The 24,509-nt window shown below is 70.3% G+C and carries 17 protein-coding genes and 1 pseudogene; 4 read left to right on the top strand and 14 right to left on the bottom strand.

The features are described from left to right. Positions 1-88 precede the first annotated feature (88 nt). From topA to bldG, 6 genes are all read right to left on the bottom strand, one after another. Entirely contained in the window at positions 89-2,926 is a 2,838-nt protein-coding gene (topA, locus tag ACWDEX_RS09965; RefSeq protein WP_450462770.1) for a type I DNA topoisomerase, read from the bottom strand. A 779-nt stretch (positions 2,927-3,705) separates the two neighbouring features. Then, positions 3,706-5,226 (bottom strand): DUF7059 domain-containing protein, encoded by a 1,521-nt coding sequence (locus ACWDEX_RS09960; protein WP_450462769.1) that lies wholly within the window; start codon positions 5,224-5,226, stop codon positions 3,706-3,708. 81 nt (positions 5,227-5,307) lie between these two features. Then, positions 5,308-5,913 carry a small secreted protein gene (locus ACWDEX_RS09955; RefSeq protein WP_450462768.1) on the bottom strand — a complete coding sequence of 202 codons (606 nt, stop codon included), beginning with the start codon at positions 5,911-5,913 and terminating at the stop codon, positions 5,308-5,310. 220 nt (positions 5,914-6,133) lie between these two features. Beyond that, positions 6,134-8,536: a sodium-translocating pyrophosphatase gene (locus tag ACWDEX_RS09950; RefSeq protein WP_450462767.1), complete on the bottom strand. Its 2,403-nt coding sequence runs from the start codon at positions 8,534-8,536 to the stop codon at positions 6,134-6,136. Positions 8,537-8,852: 316 nt separating this feature from the next. Continuing rightward, entirely contained in the window at positions 8,853-9,290 is a 438-nt protein-coding gene (locus ACWDEX_RS09945) for an ATP-binding protein (protein ID WP_450462766.1), read from the bottom strand. 101 nt (positions 9,291-9,391) lie between these two features. Continuing rightward, positions 9,392-9,733 (bottom strand): anti-sigma factor antagonist BldG, encoded by a 342-nt coding sequence (gene bldG, locus ACWDEX_RS09940; protein WP_010986038.1) that lies wholly within the window; start codon positions 9,731-9,733, stop codon positions 9,392-9,394. 80 nt (positions 9,734-9,813) lie between these two features. Between bldG and ACWDEX_RS09935 the strand changes: the two genes are divergently transcribed. Then, complete coding sequence (locus ACWDEX_RS09935) at positions 9,814-12,366, top strand: DEAD/DEAH box helicase (protein WP_450462765.1); 2,553 nt, start codon at positions 9,814-9,816, stop codon at positions 12,364-12,366. On the opposite strand, the pseudogene ACWDEX_RS09930 reads toward ACWDEX_RS09935, so the two are convergent. The 7 genes and pseudogenes from ACWDEX_RS09930 to ssd all read right to left on the bottom strand — a co-directional run. Further along, positions 12,290-12,667, bottom strand: a pseudogene (locus ACWDEX_RS09930) (Rv3654c family TadE-like protein); the annotation flags it as partial. The gene ACWDEX_RS09935 and the pseudogene ACWDEX_RS09930 overlap by 77 nt on opposite strands. Before the next feature lie 188 nt (positions 12,668-12,855). Next, positions 12,856-13,251 (bottom strand): TadE family type IV pilus minor pilin, encoded by a 396-nt coding sequence (locus ACWDEX_RS09925; protein WP_450462764.1) that lies wholly within the window; start codon positions 13,249-13,251, stop codon positions 12,856-12,858. Then, on the bottom strand, positions 13,238-13,456 hold the full coding sequence (locus ACWDEX_RS09920) for a DUF4244 domain-containing protein (RefSeq protein WP_450462763.1): 219 nt from the start codon (positions 13,454-13,456) through the stop codon (positions 13,238-13,240). Before ACWDEX_RS09920 ends, ACWDEX_RS09925 begins: the two co-directional genes overlap by 14 nt. 134 nt (positions 13,457-13,590) lie before the next feature. Beyond that, positions 13,591-14,487, bottom strand: a complete 897-nt coding sequence (locus tag ACWDEX_RS09915) for a type II secretion system F family protein (protein ID WP_450462762.1) — start codon at positions 14,485-14,487, stop codon at positions 13,591-13,593. Then, complete coding sequence (locus tag ACWDEX_RS09910) at positions 14,484-15,344, bottom strand: type II secretion system F family protein (RefSeq protein ID WP_450462761.1); 861 nt, start codon at positions 15,342-15,344, stop codon at positions 14,484-14,486. Before ACWDEX_RS09910 ends, ACWDEX_RS09915 begins: the two co-directional genes overlap by 4 nt. Further along, a complete protein-coding gene (locus ACWDEX_RS09905; protein ID WP_450462760.1) occupies positions 15,341-16,612 on the bottom strand; it encodes a TadA family conjugal transfer-associated ATPase in 1,272 nt (423 codons plus the stop codon). The genes ACWDEX_RS09910 and ACWDEX_RS09905 overlap by 4 nt, the downstream gene beginning before the upstream one ends. Positions 16,613-16,615: 3 nt before the next feature. After that, positions 16,616-17,707: a septum site-determining protein Ssd gene (ssd, locus tag ACWDEX_RS09900; RefSeq protein ID WP_450462759.1), complete on the bottom strand. Its 1,092-nt coding sequence runs from the start codon at positions 17,705-17,707 to the stop codon at positions 16,616-16,618. A 580-nt stretch (positions 17,708-18,287) separates the two neighbouring features. Here ssd and ACWDEX_RS09895 point away from each other — a divergent pair. Further along, the gene (locus ACWDEX_RS09895; protein ID WP_450462758.1) at positions 18,288-19,112 is read left to right on the top strand and encodes an HAD family hydrolase; all 825 of its coding nucleotides are present in this window, start codon (positions 18,288-18,290) and stop codon (positions 19,110-19,112) included. 400 nt (positions 19,113-19,512) lie between these two features. On the opposite strand, the gene ACWDEX_RS09890 is transcribed toward ACWDEX_RS09895, so the two are convergent. Further along, a complete protein-coding gene (locus tag ACWDEX_RS09890) occupies positions 19,513-20,376 on the bottom strand; it encodes an oxidoreductase (protein ID WP_450462757.1) in 864 nt (287 codons plus the stop codon). 100 nt (positions 20,377-20,476) lie between these two features. On the opposite strand from ACWDEX_RS09890, the gene ACWDEX_RS09885 reads away from it, so the two are divergent. Further along, positions 20,477-21,457, top strand: coding sequence for an ATP-binding protein (locus ACWDEX_RS09885; protein ID WP_450462756.1), 981 nt, complete (start codon positions 20,477-20,479; stop codon positions 21,455-21,457). 634 nt (positions 21,458-22,091) lie between these two features. After that, positions 22,092-24,473 (top strand): bifunctional SulP family inorganic anion transporter/carbonic anhydrase, encoded by a 2,382-nt coding sequence (locus ACWDEX_RS09880; RefSeq protein WP_450462755.1) that lies wholly within the window; start codon positions 22,092-22,094, stop codon positions 24,471-24,473. Positions 24,474-24,509: the final 36 nt, after the last annotated feature.

Raw genomic sequence — 24,509 nt, 5'->3', positions numbered from 1 at the left:
GAGTTTTCAGCTTATCGGGATCGCGAAAGCCAAGCTTCGCAGGCTTCTACGAGTGGGCCCCGACAGTCTGCCGGGGCCCCTTGTCGTCCTACTCGGCGTCAGCCGCCTTGGACGTCGCCGCCTTCTTCGTTGTCGTCTTCTTCGCGGCGGTCTTCTTCGTCGCCGTCGACGCTGTCTTCTTGGCCGCCGTCTTCTTGGCCGGTGCCTTCTTCGCCGCCGTCTTCTTGGCCGGCGCCTTCTTGGCCGCTGCCTTCTTCGCAGTCTTCTTGGCGGGTCCCTTGGCGCGCTTCTCCGCGAGCAGTTCGAAGCCGCGCTCCGCGGTGATCGTCTCGACGCTGTCGCCCGATCGCAGGGTCGCGTTGGTCTCACCGTCGGTGACGTACGGCCCGAAGCGGCCGTCCTTGACGACGACCGGCTTCCCGCTGACCGGGTCCTCGCCCAGCTCCTTCAACGGCGGCTTGGCCGCGGCGCGACCACGCTGCTTGGGCTGGGCGTAGATCGCCTCCGCCTCCTCCAGCGTGATCGTGAAGATCTGGTCCTCGGACTGCAGCGAACGCGAGTCCGTTCCCTTCTTCAGATAGGGCCCGTACCGCCCGTTCTGCGCGGTGATCTCCACGCCCTCCGCGTCCTGGCCGACGACCCGCGGCAGGGACATCAGCTTCAGCGCCTCACCGAGGGTCACCGTGTCCAGGGACATCGACTTGAACAGCGAGGCCGTGCGCGCCTTGATGGCGTTCTTGCCCGTCTTCGGGGTGCCTTCGGGCAGGATCTCCGTGACGTAGGGGCCGTAGCGGCCGTCCTTGGCGACGATCGGCCGGTTCGTCTCCGGGTCGGTGCCCAGCGGGCGCTCTCCGCTCGGCTTGGCGAGCAGCTCCTCCGCCAGTTCGACAGTCAGCTCGTCCGGCGCCAGGTCGGCCGGGATGTCGGCGCGCTGGTGCTTCTCGGAGTCCTTCTCGCCGCGTTCGATGTACGGGCCGTAGCGGCCGACCCGCAGCACGATGTCGTGGCCCACAGGGAACGACGACACCTCGCGCGCGTCGATCGCGCCCAGGTCCGTCACCAGTTCCTTGAGGCCACCGAGGTGGTCCCCGTCGCCGTTGCCGGCTTCCGCGGCACCGCCGTCGCCCGTGCCCTCGCCGAAGTAGAACCGCTTCAGCCACGGCACGGCCCGTGCCTCGCCGCGTGCGATGCGGTCGAGGTCGTCCTCCATCTTGGCGGTGAAGTCATAGTCGACGAGCCGCCCGAAGTGCTTCTCCAGAAGGTTGACCACGGCGAAGGACAGGAAGGACGGCACAAGGGCCGTGCCCTTCTTGAACACGTAGCCGCGGTCCAGGATCGTGCCGATGATCGACGCGTACGTCGACGGGCGGCCGATCTCGCGCTCTTCCAGCTCCTTGACCAGGGAAGCCTCGGTGTAGCGGGCGGGGGGCTTGGTCGAGTGGCCGTCGGCGGTGATCTGCTCGGCGGTCAGCGCGTCGCCCTCGGCGACCTGCGGCAGGCGACGCTCGCGGTCGTCCAGCTCGGCGTTCGGGTCGTCGGCACCCTCGACGTACGCCTTCAGGAAGCCGTGGAAGGTGATCGTCTTGCCGGACGCGCTGAACACGGCGTCCCGCCCGTCGGCGGCCGTGCCACCGATCCGGACCGTGACCGAGTCACCGGTGGCGTCCTTCATCTGGGAGGCGACGGTCCGCTTCCAGATCAGCTCGTAGAGCTTGAACTGGTCACCGGTCAGGCCCGTCTGCGCCGGGGTACGGAAGCGATCGCCTGAAGGACGGATCGCCTCGTGCGCCTCCTGCGCGTTCTTGACCTTGGCCGCGTAGGTGCGCGGCTGCTGAGGCAGGTAGTCGGCGCCGTACAGCTGCGTGACCTGCGTACGGGCGGCGGAGATCGCCGTGTCCGACAGGGTCGTGGAGTCCGTACGCATGTACGTGATGAAGCCGTTCTCGTACAGCTTCTGCGCGATCTGCATGGTGGCCTTCGCGCCGAAGCCGAGCTTGCGGCTGGCCTCCTGCTGCAGCGTCGTCGTACGGAACGGCGCGTACGGCGAGCGGCGGTACGGCTTGGACTCGACCGAGCGCACCGAGAACCGCGTGTTCTCGAGGGCGGCGGCCAGCGCGCGGGCGTTGTCCTCGTCGAGGTGGAGTGTGTTCTCGCTCTTCAGCCGGCCCAGCGAGTCGAAGTCACGCCCCTGGGCGACCCGCCTGCCGTCGACGGTCGAAAGCCGCGCGACCAGCGCCGACGGGTCGGACGCGTCCCCGACTCGGCCGGTGCCGAAGGTGCCGGTCAGATCCCAGTACTCGGCGGAGCGGAACGCCATGCGCTCCCGCTCCCGCTCCACGACGAGACGGGTCGCCACGGACTGGACCCGGCCGGCCGACAGTCGCGGCATGACCTTCTTCCACAGGACCGGAGAGACCTCGTAACCGTAGAGGCGGTCGAGGATGCGCCGGGTCTCCTGGGCATCGACAAGCTTCTTGTTCAGCTCGCGCGGGTTGCGCACGGCCTCCTGGATCGCGTCCTTGGTGATCTCGTGGAACACCATCCGCTTGACCGGGACCTTCGGCTTCAGCACCTCCTGGAGGTGCCACGCGATGGCCTCGCCCTCGCGGTCCTCATCGGTGGCCAGGAGGAGTTCGTCGGAGTCGCGCAGCAGGTCCTTGAGCTTCTTGACCTGCGCCTTCTTGTCCGCGTTCACGACATAGATCGGCTGGAAGTCATGGTCGACGTCCACACCGAGACGCCGGACCTCTCCTGTGTACTTCTCAGGCACCTCCGCGGCGCCGCTCGGAAGGTCGCGGATGTGCCCGACACTCGCCTCGACGGTGTAGCCGGGGCCGAGGTAGCCCTTGATCGTCTTCGCCTTGGCAGGCGACTCGACGATGACGAGTCGGCGGCCGCCCTGTGCGGTCTCGCTGGTCGGGGACAACTTCGCTCTTCTCTCCGGTCGACGTTGGGCCTCCCCAGGCCTTCGTCTGGGGGTCAGGTCATGGTGACGCTGCGGAGTGTGACGGTACATCCCGTCCCCGTGTCAAACGGGAAAAGCCCGCAACGGCCACTCGAACGGTAACCCGACTACCGGCATTCCTGCCGCCCGGAGCGTCCGGCAACTCTCCGAGCTCAATCCGGAGCGTTACCTTCCAATTACTCGCACCCCTGACGTCGGGCCCCTCGGAAACCGCGATGTCACAGGCACGTGGAGCACCACACCGCGGCGGCGAGCGCGGCACCGGCGGCCAGGCTCGCGACGGCGGCCGGTGCGACGTGGCTCACATCGCCGACGACGGGTCGGGCAGGCGCTTCCAGGCCTGAGACACCTCGGGAGCCCTCCTCCGAACGTGGCGGACGCAGCGCCCGCGAGGAGCGTCGGCCCGCCCTGCACCCCGTTCCCGCCGACCTGCACCGCCCGGTGTCGGAGGGCCGGCCCGTCCGGGAAAGGGGTGCGCGAGACCGGCCCGTATGAGGCGGACGGCCCGCCCCGCGCGCGTACGGGCCGCGGCCCGCAGAACTCCGGCCGGAGCACGATCCCCTGATCCAGGCGCGGCGCGCGCCGCACGGCGCGTCTTCCGGCTCGGGCGCCGTCCAGGACTCGGGAAGGGTCGGCCGAAGCAACTGTTTCGGAAGGACGTTGGCCGGTTTCGCATCCCGCGGGGCCTGCCGCGGCCTGGCGCGGCCTGGCGGGGCCTGGCGGGGCAGGCCGCGCACCTCTCACCGAGCAGGTTCCAGGAACCCCTGCTCGACCAGCAGCCGGATCTGGGCGGGCGTCCGGTCACGCAGCAACACCGGGTCCTCGCCGACCAGTTGGGCGATGGCGTCGAGAATGCGCCCCGCGCTCAGCGTGCCGTCGCACACGCCGGCGAAGCCCGCGCCGACCGTGTCCACCCTGGTGGCGCGGCGCATCCCGCGGTTCTGGCGCAGCACCACGTGCTCGGGGTCCTCGGCACCGGGCAGCCCGACCTGTTCCTGGACGACCTCGGCGGCGAGCCTGAAGTGTCCGGCGAGCAGGGCCGCATCGTCGTGCGCCCGCAGGTAGTCGACACGGTCGAAGTGTGCGCGCACGGTGTCGCCGAGCGGCTGTTCGACCGGATGCGGCCACTCCTCGATCGTGACCGAGGGCTCGGCCGCGTCGGTCCTGCGCAGGGCGATCCAGCCGAAGCCCACCGCCCGTACCTTGCGCGCCTCGAACTCGTCGAGCCATGCGTCGTACCGCGCCTGGTACTCGGTTACCCCGCCGCGGTGGTCTCCGGCGTCCCGCAGCCACAACTCGGCGTACTGCATGACGTCCTGGACCTCGCGCTGCACGATCCAGGCGTCGCAGCCGCGCGGCACCCAGGAGCGCAGCCGGTCCTGCCAGTCCTCCCCTTCCACGTGCTGCCAGTTGGCGAGGAACTGTGCGAACCCGCCCTTGTTCAGCCGCTCCCCCGCCTGCTGAACGAGCGTGCGACACAGATCGTCCCCGATCATGCCGCCGTCGCGGTAGGTGAGCCGGGCGCCGGGAGAGATCACGAAGGGCGGGTTCGACACGATCAGGTCGTACGTCTCACCCTCTCGGACCGGTTCGAAGAGCGAGCCCGGGCGCAGGTCCGCGGCCGGGGCGCCGGACAGCGCCAGCGTGAGCGCTGCGATGTGCAGTGCACGCGGGTTGACGTCGGTCGCGGTCACGCGGGTGGCGTGCTGGGCGGCGTGCAGCGCCTGGATCCCGGAGCCGGTACCGAGGTCGAGTGCGGAGCCGGCGGGGCTCCGCACCGTGATCCCGGCGAGCGTGGTGGAGGCGCCGCCGACCCCCAGGACGACGTTCTCCTCCGGGCTGCCGATACCGCCCGCCCCGCCGACCGCGCATCCGAGGTCGGACACGATGAACCAGTCCTCGCCACCGGGGCCGCCGTAGGGCCGGACGTCCACGGTCGCGGCGACCTCGTCCCCGTCGGTGCGCAGCAGCCAGCCGGCGTCCACACACGCGTCGACGGGCAGCACGCCCGCCAAGCGCGCGTGCGGCACCGGCTGTTGCAACAGGAACAGCCGTACGAGCGTCTCCAGCAGGGTGTCCCCGCGCGTCGCCCGGAGCGCGGGCACGGTCTCGCTGCGCGCGAGCGCCGCGTATGCGGGTGCTCCGAGCAGTTCAAGCAGCCCGTCGGCGGTGAAGGAAGCCGCGAGCAGGGCGTCGCGCAGCCGTGCGGTGACGTCGGCGCGGTCGGTGGAGGGCAGGGTGGCCGGACTGGAGTTACTCACGCCCCCATTGTGGCGCGGGGAGGCCCGTCACCGGTGTCCCCCGTTGTGGGCGACGGTTCCACAATCACCCGGAACGGCCGCTCAGCCCGCTGCCGACGACGGGGACGCGGGTGTGGGAGTGGACTTCTTGCAGCTCTCCACCTTCGCCATCGCCTTGCCGACGTCGCCCTGCACCAGCTCGTTCAGCGCGTCGTTCCCGATTTTGCTCAGCTCTTCGCTCTGCTTCGCGATCCCCTTGAGCCCGACGACGAACTTCGCCTGGTCCTTCGTGTTGAGCTCGTCCGCCTGCTTCTTCAGAGCGGCGTACGCCGTGGCCTGTTCGTTGAGTTCCTTGACCGCGTTCTTCTGCTTGGTCGCGCCGTTGTCCACGTTCGGCGCCCCCGCCTTCTGGACAGCCGCCCCGAGCGCCTTGGTGCCGTCGGACAGGTCCTGGAAGGCCTGGACATAGGTCTTCTGGACCTCCTTCGGCGGCCTGGCGTCCGACTTCCCCTTCTCGAGCGCGGTGTTGGCTTCGGAGATCTTCTTCACCTGCGGCTTCGTCGCGTCACAGACCTGCGTGGCCCAGGAGACCAGCTTTTCGTCGTTCGCACCGCTGCTGCTGGTGCATCCCGACAGCGCCAGTGCCAGTACCGCACCGCCGGACAGCGTGGCCGCGAGCTTCTTGTTCACCGGATTGGTCCCTTCCATGGCTCTCTCGGCCCCGGAACATACACGCCAACCGGGTGACACCCGCGTGCCGAATGTCATGTATGACCACCGTTGCAGCAATTTGCACCGGCGAGAGAAGGCTCACGGGGCGGGGAATTGAACACGGACCGGGCGGGCGCACGGCGTCTCGATGAACGCCGTGCGCCCGCCCGGTTGGCCCGTGTCCGGCCAGGTGGAAAAGCGGGTGCCGCGGAACTGGCTACGAGACCACCGCCGGATCGGTCGGCTTGGACACCCGCTCGGCCTCGCCTTCGTCACCCACCGCGATCCCGCGCCGCTTGGAGGCGTACACCGCGAACATGATCACGAGGAGCGCGAGCACGGCGACCAGGATCCGGATTCCGACGTTCTTGTCGCTGCCGTACGAGAACTTGACGACCGCCGGCGCGATGAGCAGCGACACCAGGTTCATCACCTTCAGCAGCGGGTTGATCGCCGGTCCTGCGGTGTCCTTGAAGGGGTCGCCGACCGTGTCGCCGATGACCGTCGCGGCGTGCGCATCGCTGCCCTTGCCGCCGTGGTGGCCGTCCTCGACGAGCTTCTTGGCGTTGTCCCAGGCGCCGCCCGAGTTGGCGAGGAAGACCGCCATCAGCGTGCCTGCGCCGATCGCGCCCGCGAGGTACGCGCCGAGCGCGCCGACGCCAAGCGTGAAGCCGACGGCGATGGGTGCCAGGACAGCGAGCAGACCGGGTGTGGCCAGCTCCCTGAGAGCGTCCTTGGTGCAGATGTCGACGACCCTGCCGTACTCCGGCTTCTCCGAGTAGTCCATGATCCCGGGCTTCTCTCGGAACTGCCGCCGCACCTCGAAGACCACGGAGCCCGCCGACCGCGACACCGCGTTGATCGCCAGTCCCGAGAAGAGGAAGACGACCGACGCGCCCATGATCAGGCCGACCAGGTTGTTGGGCTGCGAGATGTCCATGACCAGACTCAGCGGTCCGCCGTCCCCGACCTTCGCGCCCACATTCTGGGCGGCCGTGGTGATCGCGTCGCGGTACGAGCCGAACAGCGCCGAGGCCGCGAGGACGGCCGTGGCGATGGCGATGCCCTTGGTGATGGCCTTGGTCGTGTTGCCCACGGCGTCCAGGTCGGTGAGCACCTGCGCGCCCGAGCCCACGACATCGCCGGACATCTCGGCGATGCCCTGGGCGTTGTCGGAGACCGGGCCGAAGGTGTCCATCGCGACGATCACGCCGACCGTGGTGAGCAGGCCCGTACCGGCCAGCGCCACCGCGAACAGCGCGAGCATGATCGACGTGCCGCCGAGCAGGAACGCGCCGTACACACCGAGTCCGATCAGCAGCGCGGTGTAGACGGCGGATTCGAGACCGACGGAGACACCGGCGAGGACCACGGTGGCGGGACCCGTCAGCGAGGTCTTTCCGATGTCCCGCACGGGACGACGGCTGGTCTCGGTGAAGTAGCCGGTCAGCTGCTGGATCACGGCGGCGAGCAGGATGCCGATGGCCACGGCGACCAGCGCGAGGATCCGTGGGTCGCCGCTCTTGGCCCGGATCGCCGCGTCGGAGACGCCCTTGAGGTCGGCGTACGACGACGGCAGGTAGCTGAAGACGGCCACGGCGACCAGCACCAGCGAGATCACCGCCGAGATGAAGAAGCCCCGGTTGATCGCGGACATGCCACTGCGATCGGCGCGACGCGGGGCCACCGCGAAGATGCCGATCATCGCCGTCACGACCCCGATCGCGGGCACGATCAGCGGGAACGCCAACCCGGAGTCACCGAACGCGGCCTTGCCGAGGATCAGCGCGGCGACGAGCGTCACGGCGTACGACTCGAAGAGGTCGGCCGCCATGCCCGCGCAGTCGCCGACGTTGTCGCCCACGTTGTCGGCGATGGTCGCGGCATTGCGTGGGTCGTCCTCCGGAATGCCCTGCTCGACCTTGCCGACCAGGTCGGCGCCAACGTCGGCGGCCTTGGTGAAGATGCCGCCGCCGACACGCATGAACATGGCGATCAGCGCCGCCCCGAGGCCGAAGCCCTCGAGGACCTTCGGCGCGTTCGCCGCGTACACCAGCACGACACAGGAGGCGCCCAGCAGCCCGAGCCCCACCGTGAACATGCCGACGACGCCACCGGTACGGAAAGCGATCTTCATCGCCCTGTGCGAGACGGCGGTGAGGTCCTTTTGTGGCTCACCTTCCGCCGGCGTCGCCTCACGCGCCGCCGCGGCGACCCGCACATTGCTTCGTACGGCGAGCCACATGCCGATATAACCGGTGGCCGCTGAGAACGCCGCACCGATCAGGAAGAACAGTGAGCGTCCGGCGCGCTGATTCCAGTCGTCCGCGGGCAGCAGCAGGAGCAGGAAGAACACGATCACCGCGAATACGCCGAGCGTGCGCAACTGCCGCGCCAGATAGGCGTTCGCGCCTTCCTGGACCGCCGCCGCGATCTTCTTCATGTTGTCGGTACCCTCGCCGGCCGCGAGTACCTGCCGTACCAGAATCCCGGCGACCACGAGGGCCGCCAGGGCGACAGCCCCGATGACCATCACGATCAGGCGGTTGCTGTCAGTCAGTACGGCGGCAGCGAGGGGGGTGGGATGGTCAAAGTACTGAGGGGTAGAAAGCCCCGCCATTCGTCCTCCTTGACGCTTGGGCTGAGCTCAAGATGTGGACGGATTGTAGGTAGCGGAAACCGATCAAAACAGAGCCAGGCAAATGAAACCGGCCTTTACCTGCTCTACAGCAAAAGATCGCACGCGAGCCAGAGAACCCGAAAGCGGTAACGCCTCAAAGGCGTTGACGAGATTGACCCTTGATCGAATTATCGCGCGATTGATCGTGAAACAATTCACGGATTGCGGTGGGACTGTACAAAAAGAAGGGCCCTGTACATGGACAGGGCCCTTCGAATGCGTACGTAAGTACGGCAGAGGGAGGCTGCGAGGACGGTCAGGCGTGGAGCGTGGCGGGCGGCATGGTCGGCCAGCTCATCCTGATCAGTCCACCGTTCTCCCCGGCGGACACCTCGACGTCATCGACGAGGCCGCTGATGACCGCGAGGCCCATCTCGTCCTCCTCGATCTCCGCATCCGAGTCGGCGGCACCGGGGGCACCCGGAGCGTCACCGATCGGCGTGTGCGGCGCCTCGTCGCCGACTTCGATGGAGAACTGCTTCTCCTCCTCCGTCAGCATCACCCGCACCGGCGCCGAGATGCCGCTGCTCTGGTGCAGCCCGACGGCCCGAGTGCAGGCCTCGCCCACGGCGAGCCTGACCTCGTCGAGTACGGCCTCGTCCACCCCGGCCCTGCGCGCCACCGCTGCCGCCACCAGTCGGGCGGTCCTGACGTGCTCGGGCAGCGCGCTGAAGCGGAGCTCAACGGTGGCCATGCATCCCCCTCGGAACTTCGGGCGTGGGGTCCGGGGACCGGGCCACGCAGGCCCGATCCCCCTCTTGCTTCTGCCGTCCGGGCACTGCGGCCCGAAACGGGTCAGTCAGTGGCCGCCACCGCTTCCTCGACCGAGGTGTGGATCGGGAACACCTTGGTGAGGCCGGTGATGCGGAAGATCTTGAGAATGCGCTCCTGGTTGCACACCAGTCGCAGGGAGCCCTCATGGGCACGTACTCGCTTCAGGCCGCCTACCAGCACGCCGAGCCCGGTGGAGTCGAGGAAGTCCACGCCCTCCATGTCGACGACGAGGTGGAAATTCCCGTCGTTCACCAGCTCGACCAGCTGCTCGCGCAACTTGGGCGCGGTATATACGTCGATTTCGCCACCGACCTCGACGACCGTACGATCGCCGACGGTACGGGTCGACAGGGACAGGTCCACGGATCCTCCAGCACCTTGCTATCGAGCGGTCGCCCCTCGGGACACCTCGGCAGAGCCCCCGGGACGGTTCGCCAGCCGCGATGGCATTCAATCACTTACCGGCAGGCGTGCACGACGCCTTGGTCCCATTGTCCGTCACACCAGTGACACACTCGGTGCCGATGGCCAAGAATCACCGATCCGATCGACTCTCGGCGGACCCCGTGTCCCGCCTCTCGCCGGGCACGGTCCTGAACCGGCTCGCCTCGGGGCCGAGCCGGGCTGCGCGCATCACTCATACGGAGCACTTGCCCCCGCGCGAGGGCCGCCATGCCGTCTGGCCGGACCGGATCCGCTCCGAGGTCATCGCCGCCGTGCGGGACGCGGGCATCGAGCATCCCTGGGTCCACCAAGCGCTCGCCGCCGAGCACGCTCTGGACGGGGACTCGGTGGTCGTCGCCACGGGCACCGCGTCGGGCAAGTCGCTTGCCTACCTGGTGCCGGTCCTGTCGCGCCTGCTGGAGGGTGCACAGGCCCCGAGCGGGCGCGGCGCGACTGCCCTGTACCTCGCCCCGACGAAGGCACTGGCGGCAGATCAGTGCCGATCCGTGAAGGAACTTTCACAACCCCTGGGTACGGCGATCCGCGCAGCGGTCTACGACGGCGACACGCCGCCCGAGGAACGCGAGTGGGTGCGCCAGTACGCCAACTACGTCCTCACCAACCCCGACATGCTGCACCGGGGCATATTGCCCTCGCACCCCCGTTGGTCCTCCTTCCTTCGCGCTCTGAAGTTCATCGTCATCGACGAGTGCCACACCTACCGCGGCGTCTTCGGCTCCCACGTCGCCCAGGTTTTGCGCCGTCTGCGCCGCATCTGTGCCCGCTACGGCTCCTCGCCTGTCTTCCTGCTGGCCTCAGCGACCGCCGCCGAGCCCTCGCTTGCCGCCCGCCGCCTCACCGGCCTCCCGGTCGTCGAGGTGGCGGACGACGCCTCCCCCCGCGGCGAACTGGTCTTCGCCCTGTGGGAGCCCCCGCTCACCGAACTGCACGGCGAAAAGGGCGCGCCTGTCCGCCGCACGGCCACCGCCGAGACCGCCGATCTGCTGACCGACCTGACCGTGCAGGGCGTCCGCTCGGTCGCCTTCGTTCGCTCCCGCCGCGGCGCCGAGCTGATCTCGGTGATCGCCCAGGAACGTCTGGCCGAGGTCGACCGCTCGCTGGCCCGGCGGGTGGCCGCGTACCGCGGCGGGTACCTCCCCGAGGAGCGCCGCGCCCTCGAACGCGCCCTCCACTCCGGTGAACTCCTCGGCCTTGCCGCCACCACCGCCCTCGAACTCGGTGTCGACGTCTCGGGCCTGGACGCCGTCCTCATCGCCGGCTATCCGGGGACTCGGGCCTCCGTGTGGCAGCAGGCGGGCCGCGCAGGCCGCACCGGACAGGGTGCGCTGGCGGTCCTGGTCGCCCGCGACGACCCGCTGGACACATTCCTCGTCCATCACCCCGCAGCTCTCTTCGCGCAGCCGGTGGAGTCCACGGTCCTCGACCCGGACAACCCGTACGTCCTGGCCCCGCATCTGTGCGCCGCTGCTGCCGAACTCCCGCTGACCGACGAGGACCTGGAGCTGTTCGGGCCGACTTGTGAGGGACTGCTGCCGCAGCTGGAGGCCGCGAAGCTGCTACGCCGCCGGACGAAAGCCTGGCACTGGACGCGCCGGGAGCGGGCCGCCGACCTCACAGACATCCGTGGGGAAGGCGGACGCCCGGTCCAGGTCGTCGAGGCAGGCACCGGGCGACTACTGGGCACGGTCGACGCCGGCGCCGCGCACACAACGGTGCACGAGGGAGCGGTCCATCTGCACCAGGGCCGCACATACTTGGTGCGGTCCCTGGACCTGGAGGACTCGGTCGCCCTGGTAGAGGAGGCCAACCCGCCGTATTCGACGGTCGCGCGCGACACGACCGCCATCTCCGTCCTGGAAACGGACATCGAGGTCCCCTGGGGCGAGGGCCGGCTGTGCTACGGCTCCGTCGAGGTCACCAACCAGGTCGTCTCCTTTCTGCGCCGACGTGTGATCACCGGTGAGGTACTGGGCGAGACGAAACTGGACCTCCCTCCTCGTACGCTGCGCACCCGCGCCGTGTGGTGGACGGTCACCGAGGACCAACTGGATCAGGCCCGGATCAACCCGGAGATCCTCGGCGGCGCCCTGCACGCCGCCGAGCACGCCTCGATCGGCATGCTCCCGCTGTTCGCCACGTGCGACCGCTGGGACATCGGCGGCGTCTCCGTCCCGCTCCACCCGGACACTCTCCTGCCCACGGTCTTCGTGTACGACGGCCACCCAGGCGGCGCGGGCTTCGCCGAGCGCGCCTTCCACACGGCCCACGCCTGGCTGACCGCCACCCGACAGGCCATCGCCTCCTGTGAGTGCGAGGCGGGGTGCCCGTCCTGCATCCAGTCCCCCAAGTGCGGCAACGGCAACGACCCGTTGCACAAGAGGGGGGCGGTGCGCCTTCTCACGGTGCTGTTGCGTGGGGCGCCGGAGGAGAAGGGGAACCAGGCAGACGAGCCGCAGGGGAAGGTGAGTGAGGCGGCGGCGCCTGGGACACCACCGGCGCCACCGGTTCCGCCGGGCCCGCCCTCGCCCTGACCTCGGCGGTGAACGGCCCCGCGGCCGACGCCGCCGTGACGTCCGAGATCTCGCCCGTGACGGTGCACCGCAGCAGTCGGCTGCCCTGGGCTCCCGCGACGCGGCCCGCCGTGGCACACGCCGCGTCGGCTCCCTCCATCCAGTGGTCGGCGGCCGCGAGCGCCGCCAGGTCGGCCGCGCCGGCCGCACGATGACGGGCCAGCACTGCCTCCCCCTGGGCCAGTAGCACCCCGAACACGGCACACAGAGCGCCGATCAGGCACACGACCCAGACGGTCGCCGAGCCGCGGTCCGAACGCAGACCCTGTTCCCAGGCGTTGAGAGACGCGAGCGCGGAGCGGAGGCCACAACCCCGGCGCGCCCTCGTCGGCCCGCGGACCCTCATGCCACCGCACCCATTCAGCGGCCCACAGCGCCCCATCTGGCCGCAGCCCCTGCTCGGCTCGCACTCCCCGATCGTCCCCCGCGCGCCCGCCGGTTCACGTCGCTTCACTGATTCACCCCCATCGTTTCCTCCGCCAGCGCCACGGCTTCATGGCGCAGTTCGAGCGGCAGCCCGTCCGGGCCGGGCGGACGGGCAACGACCACCACGTGCACCAGGCCGCCCTGTCGACTCACCGTGACCTTCGCTCCGTCCGGCGCGGCCTTCTCCGCCATTTCCCGGACCACGCCGGGCGGCTCCTGCCGAGCCGCCGCCCGGGCCCCCGCCCGGGCCGCGTCCACACACTGGATCTGCGCGGACGCGACCAGCAAGGCCCAGAGGAGGGCCGCCGTGACGACCACCAGGGCGGGGAGGACGACCGCGGTCTCCGCCGTCACGAAACCACGATCCCGGCCCCGTCTGCGGCGTCTGCGGCGCCCTCTGGCTCCCTCACATCCGGACATTGAGTGCCCGCTTCACGATGTCCTGCAGTTCCGCGCTGACCTGTCCGCTCGTCAGCACCTTGTAGAGGAGCGCCGCGAAGGCCACCGCCGCGATGATCCCCACCGCGTACTCGGACGTGACCATGCCCGCATCCCCTCGCACCGCCGCCCGTACCCGCCTTGCCAACGCCCGCACCTGGGCTCGTACTCGTACCGTCTTGCGCATCTCAACCCCCGTGAGGTTCTCGTCGTGTCGATCTGACCGATCCGTTCGATCCGTCGGAGCCGACCGGTCCATCCGGTGTCTCCTGTCCACCGGGCCAATCCGATCTGTCGTCGTTCACCGCGTACCGTGCGCCGTCATCCGCCACCTCCCCCCAGCAGTCCTCCCGCGAGTCCGATCACGACGGGCAGCACCCCGACCGCGACGAAGGCGGGCAGGAAGCACAGCCCCACCGGCGCCGTGACCATCACTCCGGCCCGACGTGCCCGCGCCGTCGCCGCGCGCCCCCACTCGGCGCGAGCCTCCGACGCAAGACGCCCGACGGGCGCGGCCGCAGGTACGCCGGAGTCGGCCGCCCGCTCCAGGAGCCGCGCCAGCGCTCCAGCACCGGGGAGGGCGGCCAGCAGCCGCCACGCGTCGGCCGGGTCGCCGCCGAGCCGCACCTCGGCCGCGCCCCGAGCGAGTCGCTCCCCCACCGGTCCCCCCAGTGCGTCACCCACCGCCTGGGCGGCCGACACGGGGCTCGCACCCGCGGCGATACAGGCCGCCAGCAGATCGGCGGCCAGCGGAAGCCGGCGCGCTACGACGGCAGGGTCGTACTCCTGCGTGAGACAGTCGCGCTCCTGCCGGGCTCGCCACCGTTCCACACCGACCCCGACGATCAACCCGGCCACCATTCCGCCGAGACCCCCGATCAACCCCCACCCGGCGAACAGCCCTCCCATGACCGGAAGCCACTGCCGAACGGTGCCCCGCCCCCCGATCCGCCGCCACGCGGCACCAGAGGCCCCGAGTCGTCCCGCGGGGCCTCGCGAGGCGGGCAGGGCCCCACACGCCCGCAAGCCCCGCCGGGCGAACGGCACCCGGGGCATCCAGAGACCCCGTTCCTCGCACGTGACGTCCCACGCCAACACCGCATCGAGACGACGCCGCATCCTCCGCCCGCGCCGTGCCGCGACAAGCAGCCACACCGGCCAGCTCAGCGCCAGCGCTCCCCACACCACTCCCCACCTGGGGACGGTCTCGGCGCTCATGCCGCCTCCGCTCCCCGCACGATCCGCAGCGCCCACCACAGTCCCGCGCCCTCCAGCACGCCGCCGAGCGCGAGGCAGGCGAGACCCGTGCCGGTGTGCAGCAGCACGTGCAACGGGTGGGCTCCGAGTCCAGCGCCCAGCACCAGGCCGAGGACCGGCAGCCCCGCGAGCAGTACCGCCGTCGAACGGGCTCCGGCCAACTGGGCTCGCAGATCCGCCCGTTGATCGCGCTCGGAGCGAAGCGCCGCCTCCAGCCGGTCGAGCCCGGCCGCCAGGCCCGCACCGCGGTCCACGGCCACCCGCCAGCACGCGGCGAGTCCCGACAGCCCATCGGCACCCGGCTGCCGTGCCGCGTCCGCGAGCGCGCCCGGTACATCCCCGCCGAATCGCGCCGCCGCCATCACCGTCGCCTGGGCCTCGCCGAGCCCGCCGCCGTCGCGTGCCACACGCAGCAGTGCCTCGCCGGGCTGGCGCCCCGCGCGCACCTCTCCGGCGAGCGCCCCACACAGTGTGATCACCGCCTCACCGTGCCGGTCACGCGCCAGCCGTGCCTCCCGCGCGAGCCGCACTCGGCGCAACAGCGGCACACCGACTGCCCCCGCCAGCAGGGGCAGGACAGACGTGCCAAGCACCGCGATCACCGCACCCACAACGACCGACCACCACTCGGCGCGCAGCCGCCGCGCCCGTACCCGGGCCCATGCCCAGGGCGGTGGACCGCCCTCCGGTGCACCGCCACCACCCGCGAAGAGCAGCCGGGCACGCCGCGCCGTCTTACCCGGGCCGCCCGTCACCCACGCCGCCACGCCGGCACACGCCAGTCCCGCACCCACCGACACCTGGCCGATCCCCGTCACAGAACCTCACTCCCATCACTTCCATCGCTTCTGACCCGCAGCAGCTCCCGAAGCCGCTCCCAGCCCCGCTCGCGCGTAAACGCCTCGGCGCCCCACCGCAGCGCGGGCACTGTCACCACCAGTCCCGACGGGTCCCGCTCCAGCACATGCACCTCCGCGATCCGGCGGCGCCCGGTGCGGTCACGCACGAGGTGGAGGACAACCGACAGCGCGGCCGCCAGTTGGCTGTGCAGGGCGGCACGGTCCAGGCCCGCCGCCGTCCCCAACGCCTCCAGCCGGGCCGGCACCTGGGCCGCCGCGTTCGCGTGGAGGGTGCCGCAGCCGCCCTCGTGGCCCGTGTTGAGCGCGGCGAGCAGGGACACCACCTCGGGGCCGCGCACCTCGCCGACCACAAGTCGGTCGGGTCTCATCCGCAGCGCCTGGCGCACCAGGTCCTGAAGCTCGACGAGCCCGACGCCCTCCTGATTCGCGGGCCGTCCCTCCAGTCGCACCACATGGGGATGGTCGGGCCGCAGCTCCGCCGAGTCCTCGGCCAGGACAATCCGCTCGGACGGCTTCACCATGCCCAGCAGCGCGCTCAGGAGCGTGGTCTTCCCCGAACCGGTCCCGCCGCTGATCACATAGGAGAGCCGGGAGGCGATCAGCGCCCGCAGCACCCGCTCGCCGCCCGGTGGCACCGTTCCCGCCACGACCAGTTCGTCGAGAGTGAACGCCCGCGGTCGTACCACCCGCAGGGACAGGCAGGTCGAGCCGACCGCGACGGGTGGCAGCACCGCGTGCAGCCGGGTGCCGTCCGGCAGGCGGGCATCGACCCAGGGTCTGGCGTCGTCGAGCCGCCGCCCGGCCACGGCGGCCAGCCGCTGCGCAAGACGGCGTACCGCCGCCGCGTCCGGAAAAGAAACCGGCGTCAGCTCCAGGCCACCACCCCGGTCCACCCATACCCGGTCCGGGGCCGCCACCAGGACGTCGGTCACGGCCGGATCGGCGAGCAGCGGTTCCAGGGGGCCACTGCCCACCAGTTCGGAGCGCAACTGCCGAGCCGCGCCCAGAACTTCCGCGTCCCCTAGCACCCTTCCCTGCGCCCGCAGTGCCTGTGCCACGCGCGCGGGGGTCGGCTCGGCCCCGCTCTCGGCCAGCCACTGCCGTACGCCGTCCAGCAGCCGTGTGCCCTCGTCGGCCCCGGTCGCGCGCTCGGGACCGCCGCCCGCCAGTGCGCCGCGCCCCGTGTCACGGTCCGCGCCCGCCGACGCATCCCAGTCCGTGCTCATGCGTCAGTCCCCCGCCCCGGCCAACGCCCGCTCCCAGAAGGCCGAACAGAACCGGGCGAGTGGCCCCCGCGCCGTTCCCCCGGGCGGCACCGAACCGTCCGATGGCGGCGTCTCGTGCGGCACTTCGCCGACCAGCGGCAGCCCAAGCAGCCGTGCCACCTCGCGGTCGTCGAGACCGGGCGCGTACGGACCCCGTACCGCGATCCGCAGATCGCCCAGGACCATGCCGACGGCCGCGGCCACCCGCCGGGCGGCGGCGATCGCGCGCAGTTCGGCGGGGACGACCAGCACACCGACGTCCACCTGGGCGAGGACTTCCGCGACGCTTTCGTCAACGCGGCGCGGTAGGTCCACCACGACCGCGCCACCGCGTCGCCGGCCTGCGGCGAGGACCGCGCGGACCGCCTGGGGTGGGACGGCCACGGTGTCGCCGCGGTCCCAGCTCAGCACCCGCAGCGCGTGCAGTCTGGGCAGGGACTCCTCCAGGGCGCTGCCCCCGACCCGGCCGCGGGATGCGGCGAAAGCCGGCCATCGCAGTCCTTCGACGGCCTCTCCGCCGAGGAGTACGTCGAGCCCGCCGCCCAACGGATCGGCATCCACCAGCAGGGTGCGCGTGCCCTCTCGTGCGGAGGTGACGGCCAGGGCGCAGGCCAGTGTGGACGCGCCGGCTCCGCCACGGCCGCCCAGGACACCCACGGTGAGCGCGGGACGGCCGACTCCTTCGGCCACGTCGGCGATGCGGTCGACCAGCCATTGCTCACCGTCCGGCAGCAGCAGGACGTGATCGGCGCCGATCTCCACGGCCCGCCGCCAGACGTCGGAGTCGTCCTGATCCCGCCCAACCAGCACGACTCCGCGTCTGCGCGGGGCCCCCCGAACGCGACGCGCAGCGTCGTCGCCGACGATGACGAGCGGTGCGGCCTCCCAGCTGCCCTGGTGCCGGGGCACCGCGGGGTGGACCTCCGGTCTGGCGCCCGCCGCCGCGCACAGACGCAGTAGGTCGTCGAGGAGTTCGGCGTCCTCGGTGACGATCAGCGGTGCGCTCCGCCGCCCCTCGGCGACGGCCGGACCGCCGTGTGTGATGGCATCCGCCACGATCTTCAGCCCCCTTCGCTGCTTCTTGCGCCGTGGTTCGCGGAGCCCCTGCGGTCCCGCGCATCCCGCTTGTGTGAAGAACCGGCAACCGGCCTCCATATGAACGGCCGATACGAACCGGCCGTACACACCCGACAAACCGAACCGGCCATGAACTCGACGCCTGTGGGGCGCGCTGGAATCACGGTGCAGCGATCCCGGAAAATATGTGGATCTTGGTCGATAACTGTGGATGACTCAGTGGTTGTGAATATCGCTGTCACCCAAACGGTGAGGTCTCGGCTACTTCCGCAGAGCAGCACAGCGACTACGTACCGTGACGGATCAAGGGCATGCAGAAGTGGCGCCCACAAGAGCCACCTGAAGGCCCCGAGGACGCCTGAAGAAACGAAAAACCCACCCGGACATGCGACGACCCCCGCCGGGGGGGAGAGCGGGGGTCGTCCCCACGGCCGACTCGGGGGGGGAGGAGTCGGACCGGGTTAGCACGGTCGCGAACGATCCGTGACTTCCATGGTGTACCCGAGAGCCTTCTCAGGCAAACCCACACGCCCCACCTTACGCCGAATGGTGGGCCCCTATGCTCGGAGCCGTGGAAAACCACTCCTTGCCCCGCGCAGCGGCCTTCTTTGATCTGGACAAGACGGTCATTGCGAAGTCGAGCGCACTCACCTTCAGTAAGTCCTTCTACCAAGGCGGACTGATCAACCGCAGGGCCGTCTTGCGCACCGCGTACGCCCAGTTCGTGTTCCTGGCGGGCGGCGCCGACCACGACCAGATGGAGCGGATGCGCGAGTACCTGTCCGCACTGTGCCGCGGCTGGAACGTCCGACAGGTCAAGGAGATCGTCGCCGAGACGCTCCACGACCTGATCGATCCGATCATCTACGACGAGGCCGCCTCTCTCATCGAGGGACACCACGCCGCCGGGCGTGACGTCGTGATCGTGTCCACGTCGGGAGCCGAGGTGGTCGAGCCGATCGGCCACCTGCTCGGCGCCGACCGGGTCGTGGCCACCCGGATGGTCGTGGGCGACGACGGCTGCTTCACGGGCGAAGTGGAGTACTACGCGTACGGGCCGACCAAGGCCGAGGCAATCAAGGAGCTCGCCGAATCCGAGGGGTACGACCTAGCGCGCTGCTACGCCTACAGCGACTCGGCGACCGACCTGCCGATGCTGGAGTCCGTCGGCCACCCGCACGCGGTGAACCCGGACCGGGCGCTGCGCCGTGAGGCACTCGCGCGCGAGTGGCCGGTTCTGGACTTCCACCGGCCCGTCCGACTGAAGCAGCGGCTGTCCGTACCGCCGCGACCGGCGCTCGTCGCGGCGGCCGCGATAGGTGCGGCAGCGGCCACTGCGGGCCTGGTCTGGTATGCGAGCCGACGGCGGACACCGGTCGCGTGAAGCCCCGCGCACATATCGGGAGGCACATTCGCGCCCGTTTCGCGCCTGTTTGAACCTAAAAGTAAAGAAGCGTATCCAGGACTTCCGCTCGCTCCAGCCCTGGAGTACAAAGGACTCAAGGCCCGCGAGACCAAAGGAAACCATCCGAAAGGATCACCTTTATAACGCAATTGGCCCACGGACCGAGCATGAACACTGGGCACCCACGCGACGTCGACCCGTCGATTACGGGCCAGCCGCACCAGGCCACGGGCAGAAGTTCCCGGCCTGATGGGCAACACAACGAGGACGCTTGGTAACCCGATGAACATGCCAGCGGCGGTACGAGAATTCGTACCGCCGCAACCCTGTGAAAAGCCCCGAAGACGGGCCTTCCCCAGGACCGGATGCCACCTGGGAACTATGCCGCGCCGCGCTGCAGCGCCTCGCAGACCGCGGTCGACTCGCGAGCACCCAGCTCGACCGCCTTCGCGCAATGGGCGATCCACGCCGCCATGCCCTCCGGCGTCCCCGACACATACCCACCGAGCGCCGCCACGTAGGCCGCGCGACCCAGTTCCGCGTGGCCGACCTCCGCCGAGCAGATCGCCTTCGGGTCGAGACCGCTCCCCACGAGGACGATGCGCTGGGCAGCCCGCGCGACCAGGCCGTTGTGGGAAGCAAAGGGACGTAGGGCCAGCAGCTCACCGTGTACGACGGCCGCGGTGACAAGAGCGGGGGCCGAGCCACCCGCGACGATCAGTTCGGAGAGCCCCTCGAGGCGCCCCGAGACCTCGGCCGCGTCCGGCAGCGGCAGCTCCACGAGCGGCTCGTCGACCGGCTCGCCGGCCTGCCGAGGACGCCCCACCCAGGGATCGGAGTCCGCGGCCGCCACCAAATGCAGCCGCGCCAGCACCCGCAGGGGCGACTGCCGCCAGATGGACAGCAGTTGACCCGCTTCCGCGGTCAGCCTGAGAGCCGCACCGACTGACCGGGCCTCGTCGTCACCCCTGAAGTCGGTACGTCGACGCACCTCTTCAAGGGCCCAGTCCGCCCCGGACAGCGCCGCCGAACCGCGTGCGCCGCGAAGCGCCGCCTCGGAGGTGACCTCGTTGCTGCGGCGCCGCATGATCCGGTGCCCGTAAACCCGGTCCACGGCCTTGCGCACGGACTCCACGGACTCAGCCACACCGGGCAGCGCCCCCAGGGCTGCAAGGGGGTCTCGCTTGCTCGAACTCGCTCGAGAGCTTGGAGGAGGATCGGCGGCCGCACCTGTCGTACTCATGAGTACGACCCTACGCACCTTCGCGCCCCTCCTTCGAAGGAGTGGTCTTCTTCACGACCACCTACCACGCACCGCCACCACCTGACTACTCTTCGTGAACATGAAAATTGCTTTCGTCGGGAAGGGCGGCAGTGGCAAGACGACCCTGTCCTCCCTGTTCATCCGCCACCTCGCTGCCACCGGAGCGCCCGTCGTCGCCATCGACGCCGACATCAACCAGCACCTCGGCGCCGCACTCGGGCTCGACGAGGAGAAGGCCGCGGCGCTGCCTGCCATGGGGGAGCGGATGCGGCTGATCAAGGACTACCTCCGCGGATCCAACCCGCGTATCGCCTCAGCGGAAACGATGATCAAGACCACCCCACCCGGCGAGGGCTCACGGCTGCTGCGGGTGCGCGAGGACAATCCGGTGTACGACGCGTGCGCACACCCGGTGGAACTCAACGGCACAGCGGTCCGCTTGATGGTCACCGGCCCCTTCACGGACGCCGACCTGGGGGTCGCTTGCTACCACTCCAAGACGGGAGCGGTGGAGCTGTGCCTGAATCACCTGGTGGACAGCCGCGACGAGTACGTCGTGGTCGACATGACGGCGGGGTCGGACTCCTTCGCCTCCGGCATGTTCACGCGTTTCGACATCACGTTCCTCGTCGCCGAACCGACCCGGAAGGGAGTTTCCGTCTATCGCCAGTACAAGGAATACGCCCGCGACTTCGGGATCATCCTGAAGGTCGTCGGCAACAAGGTGCAGGGACAGGACGACGTCGACTTCCTCCGCGCCGAGGTCGGTGACGACCTGCTCGTGACCATCGGGCACTCGGACTGGGTGCGCTCCATGGAGAAGGGCCGCCCGCCCCGGTTCGAATTCCTGGAGGATGCCAACCGCCGCTCCCTGCGCGTCCTTCAGGTAGCCGCGGACGCCACCTACGAACTGCGCGACTGGGAGCGCTACACGCGCCAGATGGTCCACTTCCACCTGAAGAACGCGACCAGTTGGGGAAACGAGCGCACCGGCGCCGACCTGGCGGCGCAGATCGACCCGGGATTCGTCCTCAACGAGGGCCAGGCTGCCGCCGTGTGAGCAACCGCTCCTGGCCAGTGAGCCGGAACAGGGACACTCACTGCCCGGGAGCGATTCCTGACGGGGCTTCATCCGCTCGGTCCTGAGCAGGGGCGGCCGGGCGTCTGCGTACGACGGGAGCCGTCGCCGGTCAGGCGAACCACACTCCCCGACGCTGGGACACCGCCTGCCCCGCTGGCACCCACCCCCTCGGAACGGCTCGTACCGGTCGAGCACCCGGCGAGCACGGTGGCGTAGGCCGCGGCCAGGAGGACGCCCGCGGAGACCCTCTGGGCGACGACCACCTTCCGCCCCTCTTCCTGCTTCTCCCTGCTTCGGTCGAGGCCGCACCGATCAGGTGTTTCGCGGCGCCGTATCCGACCACATCCACACGAAGCCTGACCAAGACCGCATGAGTCATCGGTCAATTTTGCCTGACAATCCTACGATATTGACCATTCAGCCTCCTGGGTGACCTGTTGCCCTATTCGCCCTGCTCTTCGATAGGCTTCCTTTACTTTGCATTACGACCCATTTACTGAGCGTTGGGATATCCCGCCGCTGTACGACGTGGCCCACGGCCGCGACCCCACCCCGGCCCCTCGGCCGGGGCCACCCCTTCCGCGACCGCGCCGTACCGGAGGAGACGGGAACCATGTCCGCCTACGTCCCCGCCCGCGCCGCCGACTCGACTCGGACGAAGCGCCCGCACCCGCCCCACAGCCCCCCGCCGATCCCGCCCCGCCGCTTCCGCGTCGCGGGCGTCGACCTGTCGGCCTCCATCGCGGTCTTCCTGATCGCACTCCCCCTGTCCCTCGGTATCGCCCTCGCCACCGGAGCCCCACTGCAGTCCGGCCTGGTCGCCGCAGCTGTCGGCGGTCTCGTCGTCGGCCGGCTCGGCGGCTCCCCACTCCAGGTCAGCGGCCCCGCCGCCGGACTCACCGTGGTCACCGCCGACCTCATCCACCACTACGGATGGCGTACGACCTGCGCCGTCACCGTCCTCGCCGGCTTCGCCCAACTCGGCCTCGGTTGCCTGCGCGTCGCGCGTACGGCGCTCGCCGTCAGCCCCGCGATCGTGCACGGCATGCTCGCCGGCATCGGCGTCACCATCGCGGTGGCCCAGCTGCACATCGTGCTCGGGGGCACCCCGCAGAGCGCGGTCTCCGACAACCTCCGGGCGCTGCCCGCACAGTTGGCGCGCCTGCACCCCGCCGCGGTGTCCATGAGCGCGCTGACCCTGGTCGTCCTGCTGGTCTGGCCTCGCCTTCCCGGACGGACCGGACGCTTTCTGCGCAAGGTCCCGGCCGCGCTCGTCGCCGTCACCGCAGCCACCGCGACCGCCTCCCTCACCGGCCTCACTCTGCCCAAGGTCGACCTGCCGTCCTGGCGCAGCCACGCGCCGGCCGGGCTTCCCGAAGGTCCCGTCCTCGGCATCGCCGCCGCCGTCCTGACCATCACCCTGGTGTGCAGCGTGCAGTCGCTGCTCGGCGCCGTGGCCGTGGACAAGCTGGCTGCCGGACGCCATCCGCACCTCGGCCGCTCCGACCTCGATCGCGAGCTGCTCGGACAGGGCGCCGCGAACATCGTCTCGGGGGCGCTCGGTGGGCTACCGCTCGCGGGCGTCGCCGTCAGAAGTTCGGCGAACGTGCACTCCGGCGCCATCAGCAGGAACTCCACGATGCTGCACGGCGTTTGGGTAGTAGTGGCCGCGCTGCTGATGGTCCCGGCGCTCGAACTGATCCCCCTCGCCTCGCTCGCCGCCCTGGTGATGGCCGTCGGCGTCCAGATGGTGTCCCTGCACCACATCCGCACGGTCACTCGCCACCGAGAGGTGGTGGTGTACGCCGTCACCACGCTCGGCGTCGTCTTCCTGGGCGTCCTGCAGGGCGTGATGCTGGGCGTCGCCGTGGCCGTGGTCGTGGCCCTGCACCGTCTCGCCCGCACCCGCATCACCTACGAGGAGAAGCGGGAAGTTCACTACGTACGCGTAAGAGGGCAGTTGACGTTCCTCGCGGTGCCCCGACTCAGCCGGACGCTGCACCTGGTACCCGCGGGAGCGGACGCCGTGGTGGAACTGGACGGGTCCTTCATGGACCACGCGGCATACGAGTCCCTGCAGGACTGGCAGAAGACGCACCTCGCGCGGGGCGGCACGGTCGACCTCACCGGCCGGGCCGGAACCCGTATCACGATGCCGGCCCCGGACGCTCCCGCGCTCACGGGTAACCAGGAGTCGACCGCGGCGTCCGCGTGCCGGTGCCGGCCCTGGACTCCCTGGCGCAACCACCAGTGTGAGCACCAGCCGTCAATGTCGACCGAAGGCCATCCGGAAGGGGCGGTCGACGGGTCGGGAGCAAGCGGGCAGCAACTGGCACGCGGGATCAGTGCGTTCCAGCAAAACACCGCGCCGCTGATGCGCAAGGAGCTGGCCCGCCTCGCGCGCGAGGGACAGCAGCCCTCGCAGCTCTTTCTGACCTGCGCCGACTCGCGGCTCGTCACATCAATGATCACCTCCAGCGGCCCCGGCGACCTCTTCGTCGTCCGCAACGTCGGCAACCTGGTGCCGCTGCCCGGCCTGGAGAGCGGGGACGACTCGGTGGCCGCGGCGATCGAGTACGCGGTGGACGTCCTGAGAGTGCGGTCCATCACGGTGTGCGGCCACTCCGGCTGCGGGGCGATGCAGGCCCTGCACAGCTCGGAACCGGGCGGTGCCCAGACCCCGCTCAGGCGGTGGTTGCGGCACGGCCTGCCCAGCATGGAGCGTACGGCCGACGGAGAACGGCGCTTGGCCCGGATCGCCGGGCGGACACCGGCCGACGCGGTCGAGCAACTGTGTCTCACCAACGTGGTGCAGCAGCTGGAACACCTGCGGGCACACGATTCCGTGGCCCGGGCCCTGGGCGAGGGCAGGCTCGAAATCCACGGGATGTACTTCCATGTGGGCGAGGCACAGGCATATCTGCTCACCACCGCGGAGGAGGGCGACATCTTCGACCGGGTGGGAGTCGCCGGGGAGCTGCGCAGCCCGGCGTGATCGCCGGGTGCGGGCAAGACCGGTCGCCGGGCCGCG

The sequence above is a fragment of the Streptomyces sp. NPDC001020 genome (genome assembly GCF_053599115.1).
Note: the sequence above shows the minus strand (reverse complement) of the source record. Positions and strands in the feature narration are given on the sequence as shown.

Coding starts and splice junctions, on each gene's coding strand:
- ACWDEX_RS09945 (WP_450462766.1), bottom strand. CDS start 9,290: ATGGCCACCGTTGAGCTCCGCTTCAGCGCGCTGCCCGAGCACGTCAGG.
- ACWDEX_RS09950 (WP_450462767.1), bottom strand. CDS start 8,536: ATGGCGGGGCTTTCTACCCCTCAGTACTTTGACCATCCCACCCCCCTC.
- ACWDEX_RS09915 (WP_450462762.1), bottom strand. CDS start 14,487: ATGAGCGCCGAGACCGTCCCCAGGTGGGGAGTGGTGTGGGGAGCGCTG.
- ACWDEX_RS09920 (WP_450462763.1), bottom strand. CDS start 13,456: ATGCGCAAGACGGTACGAGTACGAGCCCAGGTGCGGGCGTTGGCAAGG.
- ACWDEX_RS09905 (WP_450462760.1), bottom strand. CDS start 16,612: ATGAGCACGGACTGGGATGCGTCGGCGGGCGCGGACCGTGACACGGGG.
- ACWDEX_RS09880 (WP_450462755.1), top strand. CDS start 22,092: ATGTCCGCCTACGTCCCCGCCCGCGCCGCCGACTCGACTCGGACGAAG.
- ACWDEX_RS09935 (WP_450462765.1), top strand. CDS start 9,814: ATGGCATTCAATCACTTACCGGCAGGCGTGCACGACGCCTTGGTCCCA.
- ACWDEX_RS09885 (WP_450462756.1), top strand. CDS start 20,477: ATGAAAATTGCTTTCGTCGGGAAGGGCGGCAGTGGCAAGACGACCCTG.
- ACWDEX_RS09890 (WP_450462757.1), bottom strand. CDS start 20,376: ATGAGTACGACAGGTGCGGCCGCCGATCCTCCTCCAAGCTCTCGAGCG.
- ACWDEX_RS09955 (WP_450462768.1), bottom strand. CDS start 5,913: ATGGAAGGGACCAATCCGGTGAACAAGAAGCTCGCGGCCACGCTGTCC.
- ACWDEX_RS09895 (WP_450462758.1), top strand. CDS start 18,288: ATGCTCGGAGCCGTGGAAAACCACTCCTTGCCCCGCGCAGCGGCCTTC.
- ACWDEX_RS09925 (WP_450462764.1), bottom strand. CDS start 13,251: ATGTCCGGATGTGAGGGAGCCAGAGGGCGCCGCAGACGCCGCAGACGG.